A 14,750-nucleotide genomic window follows, 5' to 3' on the forward strand; every position below is an offset into this window, starting at 1 on the left:
GCTACTCCGTTGCCGCGTTGGCATTGCGCCCGGCCATCATCACGCTGAGCGCGTAGGCCTTTTCGGGCGATAGGTTCGAAAAGAGGGCGGAGGCCGCGTCCGGGCGCATCCGCGCGAGGAAGCCCGAGGCGAATGTCGGCTCCATCGCCTCGAAGAGGACGGCCGCATCCTTGGGCTTCATGCCTTCGTAGACGGCGACGAGCCGGTTGATGTCTTCGTCGGACGCCGTGGCCGACATCTCCATCCGTGCCGCGAGCCGGGATTCGGCCTCGCTCAGCCGATCCAGCGAGCTCTCGATCTCCTGCCGCGCGATCTTCAGATCCTGCTCGCGCATGGCGAGCGCGGTTTCGCGGGCACGCAGTTCCTCGTCGCGGCCGGCGATCTGGCTCAGGAGCGTCTCGACCTCGTCCGAGGGCGGGCAGAGAAGGACTTCCTCCGTCGGGTCCGCCTCGGCCCCGTCGGGGACCGCGCCGAGGCCCGCGGAGACGATCCGCGTAAGGGCGGAGAGCACGAAGAGCGTGAGCAGGCCCGTGACGGACAGGCGTTTGATCCAGCGTCCCATCAGGCAGTCCCCACCTTTCTGGCCCGGAAGCTGGGCATTAGCGGCGTGGCGGGCTCGGGCGCCGGGGCGGGCTCGGGCACGCCTTCGGCAGCCTGTTCCTCGATCTCCTCGAAACTGGCGAGAAGCATTTCCATGCGCCCGATCCGGTCGTCGGCCTGGGCCAGTTGATCCTTCATCCGGTCGCCACGCTCGTCGGTCTCGAAACGTGCCGTCGCGACGGCGGCGTTCAAGGCGTCGACCTCCTTGGCGAGCCTGGCGATCGAGGCCTCGATCTCCGAAGTGCCGCCGTCGCGGGTTTCGGCGTCGTCCAGGCTGCGCAGGCGCCGGGCCAGAACCCGGCACCAGAGCGCCATCCCGCCCGTCGCGGCGATCAGGAGGACATCCGATATGAGGCTGAGATACGTCATGTCAGGTGATCACGAAGTCGATGATGAGAAGGTCCTCGACCGCATCGCGTCCGGCGAGGAGCTGGACCCGGCGCAGGAGCTGCGCCCGCAGGTGCAGCAGACCCGTCGGATCCTCCAGGCGGTCCACCGAAACGGCGCGCAGGTAGGTCGCGAAGATATCGAGGATGCGCGGCTGCAGCGCGGCGACGTCGGTCTGCGCCTCGTCGGCGAGTTGCAGGAACGCACGGAAGCGCAGCTGCTTGACGGAGTTTGCGCCGCCCACCGAGATCATCAGGGGATCGAGCTCGAGGTAATGCTCCTTGGCCGTCTCGGTCCCCTCCTCGGCATGGGGCGTCTCCTCGGCGTGCAGCAATCCGTCCACCAGGCCCGAATGCATCGCGAAGAAGGCGCCGCCACCGAGGCCGAGAGCGAGAACCGCGGTGATTCCCCAGCCGATGAGTCCCATGCCACGCTTCGCCGGAGCTTCCTGCTCTGCTGCTGAATCTTCTGACTCGGCCATAAGCTCATCCTCGTGATTTCGAGGCTGCCTAACCCGCTGAGGGCTAACCCAATGTTAATGCAATTACGGAATCTTCCGCCTCGACGCCCAGAAGGGTGAGACGCATCCCGGAGGATCGCACGTGGAGAATCTGACGACCGCCTGGCAACGGCAGGACAAGCGCCGCCTCGCTATTCTCGCGATCGCCACGCTGACGGCCTTCGCCACGGTTCTCTTCCTCACGCGACTCGCGACGGCGCCCCGGATGGAACTCCTCTTCGGCGGCCTCGAGCCCGCCGCCGCGTCCGAAGTCGTCGCCAGCCTCGAAGCGCGCGGGGTGGCCTACGAGGTTCAGGGCAACGCGATTCGCGTCGACGCCGAACTGCGTGACTCGCTGCGCATGCAGCTCGCCGGCGAAGGGCTGCCCCGGATGGACGGCGCCGGTTACGAGCTTCTCGACGGCCTGAGCGGCTTCGGCACCACCTCCCAGATGTTCGACGCCGCGTATTGGCGGGCGCGCGAGGGCGAGCTGACCCGCACCATCCTGGCGACGCCCGGCGTCCGTCAGGCGCGGGTCCATCTCGCCACCGCCGATTCCTCACCGTTCTCGCGCGACCGGTCGGCGACGGCCTCGGTCACGCTGCAGATGACCACCGGCGCGGTCGGAACCTCGCTTGCGCGGGCGGTGCAATCCCTCGTCGCCGGTGCGGTCCGCGCCCTCGCGCCAGAGGACGTGACCGTCATCGACGGCACCAGCGGGCGGGTCGTCGGCGGCGGCGCGGTCGATACCGAGGCCGAGGCGCGCGACGCGCGGCTGGCCGAAATGCGCGCATCGGTCGAGAACATCCTCGCCGCGCGTGTCGGGGCCGGCCGCTACGTCGTCGAGCTGGCGCTGGAGACGCGCAAGGATCGCGAGACGATCACCGAGCGTGTGCTCGACCCGGAAAGCCGCGTCGTCGTCAGCACCGATACCGAGGAGCGGTCCTCCTCCGAGAGCGGTCCCGCGGGCGCGGGCGTAACGGTCGCGAGCAACCTGCCCGATGGCGATGCCGCCGGGGGAGAGGGCAGCGAGAGCAACAACGCCGAGACGCGCGAGCGGGTGAACTACGACTTCTCCGCGACCGAGCGGCAGATCGAGCGCGGCCCCGGCGCCATCGACCGGGTGACCGTCGCTGTCCTGGTGGACGGCGTCCGCAGCCCGGCCGACAACGGGACGGCCGAATGGGCGCCGCGCCCCGAGGAGGAGCTGGAGACGCTGCGCGAACTCGTCCAGAGCGCCGTCGGCTACCGCGAATCCCGCGGCGACGAGGTCACGGTGCGCAGCATGCAGTTCGAGCTGCCCGCCCCCGTCGAGGCGGCGCCCGGCCTGTCGCTGCCGTGGTTCAGCGGCGGCCAGATCACCCAGATGGTGACCTCGCTGCTCTTGGCCCTGGTCGGTCTCGGCGTGCTCGCCTTCGTTGTCCGTCCGCTGATGACCAAGGTGCTCGCGCCCGAACTGCCTGCTCCGAACGCCGCGGGCGCACTTGCCGCGCCGGGCGAGACCTCGGACGGCGTCAACCGCGATCAGCGCGAGTTGCCGGCGCCGGAGGGGGCCTCGGGCCTGGCCGCGCTCGAGAATGGGATGTCGGGGAACGGCGACCTGCCCGACCTCTCCGAACTCCCGGATCTGCCCGATCTCGGCATCGGCGACTTCGACCAGAACGAAGCCGAGGATCCGGTCGATCGCCTTCGCCAGCTCATCGCCGATCGCCGCGAGGAGACGATCGAAGTGCTCCGCGGCTGGATGGATGAATCGGAGGAAGTCCAATGAACGCCTTTGCCCTTGAGGATTTCGGGAACGTCCGCCCCTTCGCCAGGCCCGCGCCCCCGGCCGCCGAGGCGCCCCGGACCGACCGCTACGAGGAAGGCTACAACGCCGGTTACGACGACGCGATGGCGCAGGTCGAGGCCGAGCAGAGCCGCCTCGCGGAGACGTTCGCCGAACGCCTTATGGGCCTCGACCTCGACCGGCGGGCCGCCATGGGCACGGCGCTGACGGCGCTGGAGCCTGCGATGCGCGAGATCTTCGACCGCCTGCTGCCGCACGCGGCGGAGCGGTCGTTCCTGCCGATCCTGATGCAGGAGATCCGCAGCGCCTTCGAGGGCGACGCGGTGGCGATGACGGTGCTCGTCGCGCCCGAGGACCATGCGCGCCTGGTGCGCCTGCTGGCGCGCGCCGATTTCGGGTCCGAGCGGGTGACGGTCCGCTCGGAGCCCGCGCTGTCGATCAACCAGGCGCTTCTGCGATGGGAGGGGCAGGAGCGCCGCGTCGATCTGGAGGGCGTGCTGACCGCTCTCGACGAAGCACTCGAGACGTTTCTCTCGACGATGGACCGCGGCACTTCCGCCGGGGACGACACGATGAAGGAGGCCGCAAATGGCTGACGATACCCATGACGCTCGCTCCGCCCTGTCCCGCGTTCCCGTCGAGATTACGATCTCGGTCGGCCGGGCGCATCCGACGGTCTCCGAGTTGCTGAAGCTGCGCCGCGACGCGATCCTGCCCCTCGATCGAAGCGTGTCCGATCCGGTCGAACTCTATGCCGGCGACCGCCTCATCGCGCGGGGCGAGTTGCAGGAGATGGAGGGCGATGCCGCCGGTCGCCTCGCCGTGCGCCTGACCGAGGTCGCCGAGACGGACGGCGCTGCGTGAAATACGCCGTCGTCATGACGCTGGCCGTTGCGCTCGCCCTCCCGGGCGCGGCGCTGGCGCAGGACGTCGCCATCGACCTGGGTGGCGAGGGGTCGCTGACGCTCCGGACGGTTCAGCTCATCGCGCTTCTGACCGTGCTGAGCCTCGCGCCCGGCATTGCCGTGACGGTGACGTGTTTCCCCTTCGTCGTGACGGTGCTCTCGATCATGCGTCAGGCGATCGGGTTGCAGGCGTCGCCGCCCAACATGCTGATCGTCAGCCTCGCGCTGTTCCTGACCTATTTCGTGATGGAGCCGGTCGCGACCGCCGCCTGGGAGGCCGGCATCGGCCCGCTCACGCGGGGGGAAATGGACGTGACGGAGGCGATCCCCGCCGCCGTCGATCCGTTCCGTGCCTTCATGGCCGCGCGGGTCGACGGCGACACGCTCCAGCATCTACAGGACCTGCGCCCGGAGGCGGAGGAGGGCGCGCTGTCGGTTCTGGTCCCGTCGTTTCTGCTCTCCGAGATCAGTCGGGCGTTCCAGATCGGCTTCCTCGTCTTCATGCCGTTCCTCATCATCGACATGGTGGCCGCCGCGGTGCTGATGTCGATGGGCATGATGATGGTTCCTCCGGCCATCGTCTCGCTTCCCTTCAAACTCGCTTTCTTCGTCGTGGTCGATGGCTGGACGCTTGTGTCCGGCGCCCTCGTGCGAAGCTATTTGTGAAAGGTCACGCCCATGTTGAACCGACGCCCCGCCAAGCCGACGCCGGACCCTCTGGCCGACGCCGTCACGAACCCGGAGAAGGCGCGCGCGCTGCTGGCGCTGCTTGAGGCGGGCGATACGTCGAAGGTGCCGCCGGAGCGGCTGCGCGACTGGGCAAGCGATCTCGTGCGCACGGTCGAGCGCCAGAAGGCGGACGCGAAGGCGCAGAAGGCCGAGGCCCCGGCTCCACGTCCGCGTGCGGCGGAAACGGCGCCACCGCGAGCGCCCGTCGCGGCCGCCCCCGCCCCCGCCGCCGCCGTGGCACCGGCCAAGGCGGCCGAGCCGAAGCGGGAGCCCGGCCAGCCGAGGCGGTCGCGCCTGTTCCGCAGTTCGGCCCCGACGCTCGCCCAAGGGACTACGCCGCAATCCGCGACGCCAGCCATCCCGGCCGCGCCGGTGCGACCCACGCCGACCGCGCCGGCGTCGCAAGCGCCCCATCTGCCGCGCCCGATGACGGCCGTCGGGCGGCAGAGCCACCCGCAGGGGGTGCAGGTCCGCGCTATGCCGACGCGAGCCCAAGTGCGGGCGATGGTGAATGCGGCCGTCAACACGGCGACTTTGCCCGACGAGCATCCGGCCGTCATCGCGTTGACCCTGACCGGCAAGCCTTCGATCGAGCAGGCCAAGGCGTTGCGCAGCCTGCCCGGCGGAAAGGTCCGCGCCGTGCATCGTGCGCTGCGTCAGCTCGAGATGCAGACGGAATGAGCGGCCGCGAAGGGTCCGGCGACAACGCCGACCCGGGAGCGCGGCGTGGAACGGGCGTCTACCGGCTGCCAGCGGAGTAAGGCCCCGCCCCCTTGGGCGGGTCGCAGGCTGCCCTGCGTGCCTTACGGAGCCGGCCAAGCCTAGCGGCTGAACTTCTTGTATTTCACCCGCGTCGGCTCCAGCGCGTCCGCCCCGAGGCGGCGCGCCTTGTCCTCCTCGTAGGCCTCGAAGTTGCCCTCGAACCATTCGACGTGGCTGTCGCCCTCGAAGGAGAGGATATGCGTGCAGAGGCGGTCGAGGAAGAAGCGGTCGTGGCTGATGACCACGGCGCAGCCGGCGAAATCCTCGATCGCGTCCTCGAGCGCGCGCAGTGTCTCGACGTCGAGGTCGTTCGTCGGCTCGTCGAGGAGCAGCACGTTGCCGCCGTCCTTCAAAAGCCGCGCCATGTGGACGCGGTTGCGCTCCCCGCCCGACAGGATGCCGACCTTCTTCTGCTGGTCCGAGCCCTTGAAGTTGAACGCCCCGCAATAGGCGCGCGACGCGACCTCCGCGTCGCCGAGCTTGATCAGTTCCGCCCCGCCCGAGATCGCCTCCCAGACGTTGTGGTTCGGGTCGAGATCGTCGCGCGACTGGTCGACATAGCTGAGCTTCACGGTATCGCCGTATTCGACGGAACCGGAATCGGGCTGCTCCTGACCGGTCAGCATGCGGAACAGCGTGGACTTGCCGGCGCCGTTCGGACCGATCACGCCGACGATGCCGCCGGGCGGCAGGGAGAAGCTGAGGTCGTCGATCAGCAGCCGGTCACCGTAGGCCTTCGACAGCCCCTCGACCTCGATCACCTTCTGACCGAGGCGCGGGCCGTTCGGGATGATGATCTGGGCCTTGCCGACGCGCTCGCGCTCGGACTGGCCCGCCATCTCCTCGTAGGCGGCGATCCGGGCCTTGGACTTGGTCTGCCGGGCCTTGGCGCCGGACCGCATCCAGGCGAGCTCGCGCTCCAGCGTCTTCTTGCGCGACTTGTCCTCCTTGGCTTCCTGCTCGAGCCGCTTGGCCTTCTGCTCCACCCAGGAGGAATAGTTCCCCTCCCACGGGATGCCGCGGCCGCGCTCGAGCTCGAGGATCCAGGAGGTGATGTCGTCGAGGAAGTAGCGGTCGTGGGTGACGATCAGGATCGTGCCCTTGTACTCCATCAGGTGTTTCTGGAGCCAGGCGATCGTCTCGGCGTCGAGGTGGTTGGTCGGCTCGTCCAGCAGCAGCATGTCGGGCGCTTCGAGCAGCAGCTTGCAGAGCGCCACGCGTCGCCGCTCGCCGCCCGACAGGTTGGCGGGGTTGGCGTCGTCGGGCGGGCAGCGGAGCGCTTCCAGCGCGATGTCGACCTGGCTGTCGAGATCCCAGAGGTTCTGGCTGTCGATCTCGTCCTGCAGCTTCGCCATCTCCTCGGCGGTCTCGTCCGAGTAGTTCATGGCGAGCTCGTTGTAGCGGTCGAGGATCGCCTGCTTCTCGGCGACGCCCTCCATCACGTTCTCGCGGACGGTCTTCGCTTCGTCGAGGACCGGCTCCTGCGGCAGGTAGCCGACCTTCGCGCCCTCGGCGGCCCAGGCCTCGCCCTGGAAATCCTTGTCCTGTCCGGCCATGATCCGCATCAGGGACGACTTGCCGGTGCCGTTGACGCCGACGACGCCGATCTTGACGCCCGGCAGGAACGAAAGGCGGATGTTCTCGAACACCTTCTTGCCGCCCGGATAGGCTTTGGACACGCCGTCCATGTGGTAGACGTACTGATAGCTGGCCATGGCGAACTCCTCCGGAGGTGCGGGTGTGGGCGGCATGTATCGCGGGCCGTGGGCAGGGGCAATCCGGGGGCGGTCGGGGCTTGCCGGCGCGGCCGGGGCGCGTCTAGGTGCGGCGCATGCGCGCGGGTCTGCCCATCGCTCCGGCCGGAATGGTCGTCGGTCTGCTGGGAGGCTCGTTCGATCCGGCCCATGCGGGGCATGTCCATATCACGCGCGAGGCGTTGAAGCGGCTCGGCCTCGACCGGGTCTGGTGGCTGGTGAGCCCCGGAAATCCGCTGAAGGCGCGCGGCCCCGCTCCGCTCGAGCGACGCATCCGCCATGCCCGCGTCATGGTCCGGGACCCGCGCGTGGTCGTGACCGGCATCGAGGCCGTGCTCGGCACGCGCTACACCGCACGGACCATCGCGGCGCTGCAGGCGCGCTATCCGGGGGCGCGGTTCGTCTGGCTGATGGGGGCGGACAACCTCGCGCAGTTCCATCGGTGGGAGCAATGGCGCGACATCCTCGCCCGCGTGCCCGTGGCGGTTCTGGCGCGGCCGGGCGAGGGGATCGCCGCGCGCACCTCGCCTGCCGCGACGATCTATCGGCACGCCTTCGTGCCGGCCTCGGCTGCGAACGGGATCGGCTATCGCAAGCCGCCTACTTGGACGTTCCTGAACATGCCGATGCATGCCGCGTCCTCCACCTCCATCCGGGCGGATGGCGGCTGGCGTTGAGGCCTTCGACGATCAGGTGGTTGCGTGATTAGATTGCGGAGAGGGCAGCGCCCGGCCGCGGACAATGGCCGGCCAGGGGCTGCCGGGCATACCGCCGGCCAATCGCGCAAGCGTTTCGGCGTCTATGGCTGCCGGTCTAGTCGCGCCGGAAGACGACCGTGCCGACCCCCGCCGCCACGAGGAGGGCGAGCCCGGCCATGGCCGGCGCATCGGGAAGGGTGCCGAAGACGACCCAGCCGAGGATCGTGGCGGAGAGGAGCTGGAAGTAGACGAAGGGCGCCAGCACCGTGGCGCTGGATCGCCGGTAGGCCAGCACGAGGAGCAGGTTGCCGCTCGCCGAGGCGACGCCGGACAGAAGGACCAGTCCCGCGACTGGACCGCTCGCCTCCGGCACCTGCGCGAGCCCGAGGGGCAGCAGCAGGAGCGTGCCGATCACCGACTGACTCAGCATCAGCTGCCGCGGCGCCGCCACGCCCGAGAGCCAGCGCGAGGTCGTCAGGAACGCACCGTAGAACAGCCCGGCCAGCACCGCGAAGCCGAGGCCCGGCGTCATCCCGAAACCCGGCCGCACGACGAGGAGGACGCCGCAGAACCCCGCCAACAGCATGATCGTCTGCATCGGCGTCACCCGCTCGCCGAGGAAACGGATCGAAAGGACGTAGCTGAAGAGCGGACCGACGAAGAAGGCGCCGAAGACGGTGGCGATCTCATCGGTGCGGAGCGCGGTCAGGATGCAGGAAATGCCCGCCGCGATGAGCGCGCCCCGCAGCCAGACGCGCCAGTCGCGGAAGACGGGCCAGTGGACGCGGCCCCCGAGGATCAGGACGACCATGACCGTGCCGACGGCGAAGCGGCTGAACGCGACGAAGAAGGGTGAGGCGCCGTGACCCCCGGTCAGCAGCTTGCCCGCCGTGTCCCCGACCGGGATCAGCGACATGGCGACGAACATCAGCGCCACGGATCCGAGGGTCTCACGGGTCATGCGGCGGGCCTAGCACCGGCGTGCGAAGGGGAACAGAGCGGGCGGCGGCCTTCACATCTCGTTAACCTACATGCATGAAACCGGACGGGGGACGGAGGTGCTGCATGAAACGACGCTTCTTCATGACGGCGGCGCTGTCGACGGCGGCCTTGCCGGCCTGCGCGAACGCGCCGGAGACCTCCGCGCGTCCGGTGCTGAAACCGGCCGACGCGCTGGCCCGCTCCGCTCCGGCAGCGGAGCGGCTGGTACAGGCAGCAGGGCTCGGCGGGCGGGTCGGTTTCGTCGTGGCCGATGCGCGCACCGGCGAGGTGCTGGAGACGCTGAACCCAGTCCGCCCGCTGCCGCCGGCATCCGTCGCGAAAGCCGTGACCGCGCTTTACGCATTGGAGACGCTGGGCCCTGGATTCCGCTTCGAGACCCGGCTCGTGGCGACCGGGCCGATCCGGGGCGGCCGGCTCGACGGTGATCTCGTGCTCGTGGGCGGCGGCGATCCGGCGCTCGACGCGGACGGGCTCTACAACCTCGCGGCGCAGGCCAAGGCGGCCGGGCTGCGCGAGGTGGGCGGCCGCCTTCTCGTCGATGCTTCCGCGCTGCCCGCGATCGAACGGATCGACCGGACGCAGCCAGAGCACGTGGGCTACAACCCGGCGGTGGGCGCGCTCAACCTGAATTTCAACCGCGTGAACTTCTCGTGGCAACGCGCGGGCGGCGACTATGCCACGACGATGGACGCGCGCTCCGCCCGGTTCCGGCCCGAAGTGACGACGAGCGAGATTGCCGTCGCGAACCGGTCGCTGCCTGTCTACACCTACGGTCGGCGCGGCGAGATCGACAGCTGGACGGTCGCGCGCGGGCAGCTCGGCGGCACCGGCTCCCGCTGGCTGCCGGTGCGCAACCCGGACCTCTATGCGGGCGATGTCCTGCGTACGATGCTGCGCTCGAACGGGATCGTGACGCCCGCGCCCCGGCGGGGACGGGGGCAGGGCACGACGATCGCGGTCGAACGCGGCGCGACGCTCGACCGGGTGGCGGCGTCGATGCTGCAGTACTCGACCAACCTCGTGGCGGAGTTGCTGGGCCTTACGGCGACTGCGCGACTGACCGGCCCGCCACGCTCGCTCGACGCCTCCGCCGACGTGATGTCGCAATGGGTGGCGCAGCGCACCGGCTCCCGCCGTCCGGATTTCGACGATCATTCCGGCCTGAACGGCACGACGCGCATCTCCGCCTCCGACATGGTCCGGTTGCTGACCGCGCCCGGCGCGATGGGGCGGCTGCGGCCTCTCCTGAAGGAGATCACGCTGGAGGGTCCGCCGCGTCAGAGCGTGCAGGCGAAGACCGGGACGTTGAACTTCGTCTCCGGCCTCGCCGGCTATTTCGACGCGCCGACGACCGGTCGCAGCTTCGCCTTCGCGACCTTCGCGGCCGATACCGACCGGCGCGCAGCGCTCACCGTCGATCAACGCGACCGTCCCGCGGGCGGGCGCAACTGGAGCCGGGCGGCACGCAGCCTGCAATTCGACCTGATCGAGCGCTGGGCGGCCGTCCACGCGTGACCGCGCCCGGCCCGGCCATCGTGCTCGTGCGGCCCGAGATCGCCGGCAATACCGGCTCCGTCGGGCGGACCTGCGTCGCGCTCGACCTCGATCTGTGCCTGGTGAAGCCCTATGGGTTCGAGATTACCGACCGGAACGTGCGCCGGGCGGGGCTCGATTACTGGAAACATGTCCGACTGCACGAATACGACGACTGGGACGACTTCCTCGTCCGGCGCGCACCGCGGGCCGACGCGCTGGTCCTGTTCGAGGAATACGGGACGACGAGCTTCCGCGACCGCGCCTACCCGCCCGACTTCCACCTCGTCTTCGGGCAGGAGACGACAGGCCTGCCCGCGGACGTGGTGGTGGGGCGGGAGGATCGGTTGACGCGGATGCCGATGCGCTCCCCGCATATTCGTTCGCTCAACCTCGCCAACGCAGCGACGGCCGCGGCCTACGAGGCGCTGCGCGGCGTCTTGTGAGCGGCGCACAGTCCTCCTAGGTGTGCCGCATGGAACAGGCTTCAGACCCTTACGCCCTCGGCGCCCGTGAAGGCCTGCCCGAGGGGCTCGACGCCCTTCTGCAGCAGCATCCACGCGAAGGGTGGCAATCGCATCCCGAATTCGGCGAGTTGACGCGGTTCTGGCTCGAGCGGCACCTTGCCTTCCGGGAGATGCTCTCGCGGCTGGAGGCGGATGGTCGGGCCGCCTATGGCAACGACCTCGATCCGCAGGTCCATGCCCAACGCCTGTCGCGGCTCGGTGGCATGTTCCTCGAGCATCTGCACGGCCATCACTCAATCGAGGATGCGGTCTACTTTCCGAAGCTGATCGTCCACGCGCCGAAGCTCGAGCGCGGGTTCGAGATCCTCGACGCCGATCACCACCGCCTGCACGACGAGCTCGACGCCTTCGCCAACGACGCCAATGCAGTGCTGCGCGGCGGCGGGCCCGACGCCGTGGGCCGGCTGAACGACGGGTTGGAGCGGATGCAGGCCTTTCTCGACCGGCACTTGACGGACGAGGAGGATCTGGTTGTTCCCGTGATCCTCGAGGTGGGTGAGGGCCGGCTCGGTTGAGAGCGGCCCGGGGGTCGCGGCGACACGTTCGGCCTCTGTCGGGCGGGGTGCTCGGCTTTCGCATCCTCGGCGCCGGTCACGTTCAAGCCTCTGTAATATGGGTGCCAACGTTGCCGATCGGGTGTCTTGGCAGCGTGCCGGTGTACGCGCGGTCGAGCAGAGCAGAACGTCCTGCATTTTGGGCAGGTCCTGTCGTCGCCATGTGCCAGTCCCCTGGCCCGATTACGACGCGGTCGCGGACGCCGTCGACGACAGGGACGGCTTGCGCGCCATTGAGGTCAATGAGGCGGCACATCTGAGCGGGTAGACGTTCGGCAAGGTTCGGCAAGGTGCAGGTTGCTGCGGGTGATGCGTACCACGGCGGCGAGAGCCTCAACGGCATTCAGGCTTGCCGGGTCGGACGCGATGCCGGAGGTTTCAGCGTGCCAGTAGGCGACGGTTCCCATCTCGATTTAGCAGGGGGGACCTCGTGAACGAAGCCGATGCGTGAATCGAATTGCGTGCAGCGGGCGAGGTTCTCCTCGCACCCCGGCATAACCGTCAAAATCAGGTCGAAGCCATAGCGGTCACGCAGATGCTCAATCGAGGCGTCAGCCCGTCGATATCGTCCACGATCACCAGCGGACAAGGCACCTCGGTGCTGCCGTGATATTCAAACGATTCGCCGTGTCTTGCGAGGACGAGCTTGGCATATCCGAGGCGGAAGGTATCTAGCCGCCGCGATCGTCGACGGTCTTCGGCGTGTTGAAGAGCGGTGCGGTCAAGAAAAGGCCCCGGTAGGCTTGCGCGGCGTGGGCTGCCTCCGGGGTGATCGTTTGTCGAAGGTGCATTTGAAGAGATCGAGGCTGACTGCGGACTTGCTTGCCGAGCGCGTCGTTCCACGCCCTCGGTCGGCCGGAACGCATGTCGACGTAGCACTCGGCCGTGCGGGCTTCGGCGAACTCGCAAAAGCTTGCACGTGGCAGGTTGAAAGCGTTGGGCAGCTTACTCTGGACTTCAATTGTCGGCGGCGTACGGCTTAAGGCCACCGAAGCGGGGCCCGGAGCGGGCACTGCGCTAGGAAGAGGGTCGTGCTGGACATGGCGGGCCTCGTTGGCGATGACGGACTGCCTCAGTCATTCCCTAGCGCGCCGTCTCGTGCCGTGGGTATGTGCCGGTGACGGAGCACGCACGTGCTCGGGATAGAGTCCGACGCATACGAATGCGTCCTCATGGTGGACATGAACCTCGGTGAAATTGCTGGGATCGTCGAGATATCGACCCGCTCGCCTATAAAGGCAGCGAGCGACGACTTGATGTAGCGCCCGCCGGCGACGTGGCTGCCGTCATGCCTGCCCCCTGCGCGGGCGCGGCATACGAAGCAGCAGCATGTCGAACACAGCCCGGCTTTCCTGCGACGCGGACAAAAAGTCCTTGGCCTGCCGGCGCACCACGGGCGACTCGGCAGTCGCTCCAGGTAGACTGTGGTAGACATCGCGCAGGAACCGCTCGAAGTGCGTGGCTGCTCCGCGAGTCCGACGCTCGACGTAGAGAGCGGCCGTACCCTCATCAGATGTCCGTGCGTGTCGGACAGGAACATCTTGTTTTAGGTTCCGACCAGCCGCTCGACTTTGCCGCACCTGCGGGGCGACCGGGCCGAGAATGGACGACGCGAATCTCAAGCGCCATGCAGGCCTCCTCGATTTGCTCCGAAAGAGAATCGCGGCCGTTGTCGATATAGAGAGCCTCGGAAATTTCGCAGAACGGCCAGACCGGATCGGCCTTGCGCCAAAACGCTCGGAGCTGCGACCGGCTCACTTTAGAGCGCCTAACAGAATCGCTTGATCTGGTTCATGCTGATGATGGCGGTTGCGAGTTTGGTGAGGGCGATGTGGATGTCGGCGCGCCGATCGTAGCGGGTGGCGAGGCGTCGGAACTGGGCGATACCCGGGCGAAGGTCCGTTCGACCACCCATCGGTGTCGGCCGAGCTTGGCGGATGTCTCGACGCCACGGCGCGCGATGCGGGGAATGATGGAGCGGGCACGGCAGTCCCGGCGGCACCGGCGATGGTCGCAGGCCTTGTCCACTGCCCGACAGGGTATCGCGAAGCGATGTCCCGAAAGGGGCATGCAGCGTCTCGGGTCGCTTGCGGGGTCGCCCTCGACGCCCCGATCGCACTCCCGGCACGGCGTCGAGCGTCGCTGCGAGCGCCATGCTGTCGTGACGGTTCACACCGGTCAGCGTCAGGCCGAGCGGCGTGCCGCGGCGGTCGGTGACGCAATGCCGTTTCGTGCCCGCACGGCCACGGTCCGTCGGGTTCGGCCCCGTCTCGTCGCCCCCCTTCTTGCTCCGATGGATGCGGCGTCCAGCGAAGCGCGGGACCAATCGAGCGCGCCGGCCCGATCGAGCCGTTCGAGCAGGACGCGGTGCAGCCGGTCCCACACCCCTGCCAGATGCCAGTCCCGCAGCCGCTGCCAGCAGGTCATGCCCGAGCAGCCGAACACCTCGCGCGGCAGCGTTTCCAACGGCAGACCCGAGCGCAAAACGAACACGATCCCGCGCAGGGCATCCCGGTCCGCCACCCGCGGCCGGCCGCCCTTCGGCTTCGGGGGCTCCTCGGGCCGCAACGGCGCCACCGCAGCCCACATTTCATCCGTCACAAGCTTATGTCTCATGGAGGGAGAATCCACGAGACGGAGGTCGGTTTCGTTAGGCGCTCTTAGGACAGTCGTCGCAGCAGCGAGGCGCCTTTGTCCTTGGCCAATTTAAGTAGTCTGTCCTGATCATCACGCTGGGTGCGCGATCTGACGGTTTGGCGGGGTGAGGATTGGGGTTGCGTCGCCCATGAGGCGGAGCAGCGTGACGAGGATTTCGGCCAGAAGAGCCTGGAGGCGGGCGAGGATCGGGCGGATGTTATGGCCTGCCCCGCAAAGCACGGCGTGGAGCGCATCGCCGATGGTACCCTTGAGGGGCGCGCGACAGGCGGCCGTCCGTCTTCATGTGGCCGATGGTTGGCTCGATGGCCGACCGTCGGCGCAGGGCCCGTCGGAGCGCGCGGGTCATGCCGCGG

14 protein-coding genes and 2 pseudogenes are annotated in these 14,750 nt (G+C 68.7%); 9 read left to right on the top strand and 7 right to left on the bottom strand.

The genetic code is table 11. The features are described 5' to 3' along the window. Nucleotide 1: 1 nt before the first annotated feature. The 3 genes from Q1A87_RS18505 to Q1A87_RS18515 are packed head-to-tail and all read right to left on the bottom strand — an operon-like array spanning nt 2 to nt 1,414. On the bottom strand, nt 2-562 hold the full coding sequence (locus Q1A87_RS18505) for a hypothetical protein (protein ID WP_299654781.1): 561 nt from the start codon (nt 560-562) through the stop codon (nt 2-4). Then, entirely contained in the window at nt 562-969 is a 408-nt protein-coding gene (locus Q1A87_RS18510; RefSeq protein ID WP_299654784.1) for a hypothetical protein, read from the bottom strand. Before Q1A87_RS18510 ends, Q1A87_RS18505 begins: the two co-directional genes overlap by 1 nt. A gap of 1 nt (nt 970) precedes the next feature. Next, nucleotides 971-1,414, bottom strand: coding sequence for a flagellar basal body-associated FliL family protein (locus Q1A87_RS18515; protein ID WP_299654787.1), 444 nt, complete (start codon nt 1,412-1,414; stop codon nt 971-973). Between the two features lie 175 nt (nt 1,415-1,589). Here Q1A87_RS18515 and fliF point away from each other — a divergent pair, with 175 nt between their 5' ends. From fliF to Q1A87_RS18540, 5 genes are read left to right on the top strand one after another with little or no spacing between them, the layout of a single operon-like run. Beyond that, on the top strand, nt 1,590-3,257 hold the full coding sequence (gene fliF / locus Q1A87_RS18520; protein ID WP_299654790.1) for a flagellar basal-body MS-ring/collar protein FliF: 1,668 nt from the start codon (nt 1,590-1,592) through the stop codon (nt 3,255-3,257). Next, the gene (locus Q1A87_RS18525) at nt 3,254-3,871 is read left to right on the top strand and encodes a hypothetical protein (RefSeq protein ID WP_299654793.1); all 618 of its coding nucleotides are present in this window, start codon (nt 3,254-3,256) and stop codon (nt 3,869-3,871) included. The genes fliF and Q1A87_RS18525 overlap by 4 nt, the downstream gene beginning before the upstream one ends. After that, a complete protein-coding gene (locus Q1A87_RS18530) occupies nt 3,864-4,139 on the top strand; it encodes a FliM/FliN family flagellar motor switch protein (protein ID WP_299654796.1) in 276 nt (91 codons plus the stop codon). The genes Q1A87_RS18525 and Q1A87_RS18530 overlap by 8 nt, the downstream gene beginning before the upstream one ends. A 14-nt stretch (nt 4,140-4,153) precedes the next feature. Next, entirely contained in the window at nt 4,154-4,846 is a 693-nt protein-coding gene (gene fliP, locus Q1A87_RS18535; protein WP_299654823.1) for a flagellar type III secretion system pore protein FliP, read from the top strand. 12 nt (nt 4,847-4,858) lie between these two features. Further along, nucleotides 4,859-5,590 carry a hypothetical protein gene (locus Q1A87_RS18540; RefSeq protein ID WP_299654799.1) on the top strand — a complete coding sequence of 244 codons (732 nt, stop codon included), beginning with the start codon at nt 4,859-4,861 and terminating at the stop codon, nt 5,588-5,590. 140 nt (nt 5,591-5,730) lie between these two features. Here the strand turns inward: Q1A87_RS18540 and ettA are convergent, their stop codons facing one another. After that, nucleotides 5,731-7,386, bottom strand: coding sequence for an energy-dependent translational throttle protein EttA (gene ettA / locus Q1A87_RS18545; protein WP_299654802.1), 1,656 nt, complete (start codon nt 7,384-7,386; stop codon nt 5,731-5,733). Between the two features lie 116 nt (nt 7,387-7,502). Here ettA and Q1A87_RS18550 point away from each other — a divergent pair, with 116 nt between their 5' ends. After that, a complete protein-coding gene (locus Q1A87_RS18550) occupies nt 7,503-8,102 on the top strand; it encodes a nicotinate-nucleotide adenylyltransferase (RefSeq protein WP_299654805.1) in 600 nt (199 codons plus the stop codon). A 136-nt stretch (nt 8,103-8,238) separates the two neighbouring features. On the opposite strand, the gene Q1A87_RS18555 is transcribed toward Q1A87_RS18550, so the two are convergent. Then, nucleotides 8,239-9,084 carry a DMT family transporter gene (locus tag Q1A87_RS18555; protein WP_299654808.1) on the bottom strand — a complete coding sequence of 282 codons (846 nt, stop codon included), beginning with the start codon at nt 9,082-9,084 and terminating at the stop codon, nt 8,239-8,241. 104 nt (nt 9,085-9,188) lie between these two features. Between Q1A87_RS18555 and dacB the strand changes: the two genes are divergently transcribed. From dacB to Q1A87_RS18570, 3 genes are read left to right on the top strand one after another with little or no spacing between them, the layout of a single operon-like run. Further along, nucleotides 9,189-10,640 carry a D-alanyl-D-alanine carboxypeptidase/D-alanyl-D-alanine-endopeptidase gene (dacB, locus tag Q1A87_RS18560; protein ID WP_299654811.1) on the top strand — a complete coding sequence of 484 codons (1,452 nt, stop codon included), beginning with the start codon at nt 9,189-9,191 and terminating at the stop codon, nt 10,638-10,640. Then, nucleotides 10,637-11,104, top strand: coding sequence for a TrmH family RNA methyltransferase (locus tag Q1A87_RS18565; protein WP_299654814.1), 468 nt, complete (start codon nt 10,637-10,639; stop codon nt 11,102-11,104). The genes dacB and Q1A87_RS18565 overlap by 4 nt, the downstream gene beginning before the upstream one ends. 29 nt (nt 11,105-11,133) lie before the next feature. Next, complete coding sequence (locus Q1A87_RS18570) at nt 11,134-11,700, top strand: hemerythrin domain-containing protein (protein WP_299654817.1); 567 nt, start codon at nt 11,134-11,136, stop codon at nt 11,698-11,700. Nucleotides 11,701-13,507: 1,807 nt separating this feature from the next. On the opposite strand, the pseudogene Q1A87_RS18575 reads toward Q1A87_RS18570, so the two are convergent. Both Q1A87_RS18575 and Q1A87_RS18580 read right to left on the bottom strand, forming a co-directional pair. Continuing rightward, nucleotides 13,508-14,355: pseudogene (locus Q1A87_RS18575) on the bottom strand (IS5 family transposase). Nucleotides 14,356-14,466: 111 nt separating this feature from the next. Continuing rightward, nucleotides 14,467-14,750: pseudogene (locus Q1A87_RS18580) on the bottom strand (IS5/IS1182 family transposase); the annotation flags it as partial.

This window comes from uncultured Jannaschia sp. (assembly GCF_947494055.1).
GTDB lineage: Bacteria > Pseudomonadota > Alphaproteobacteria > Rhodobacterales > Rhodobacteraceae > Jannaschia.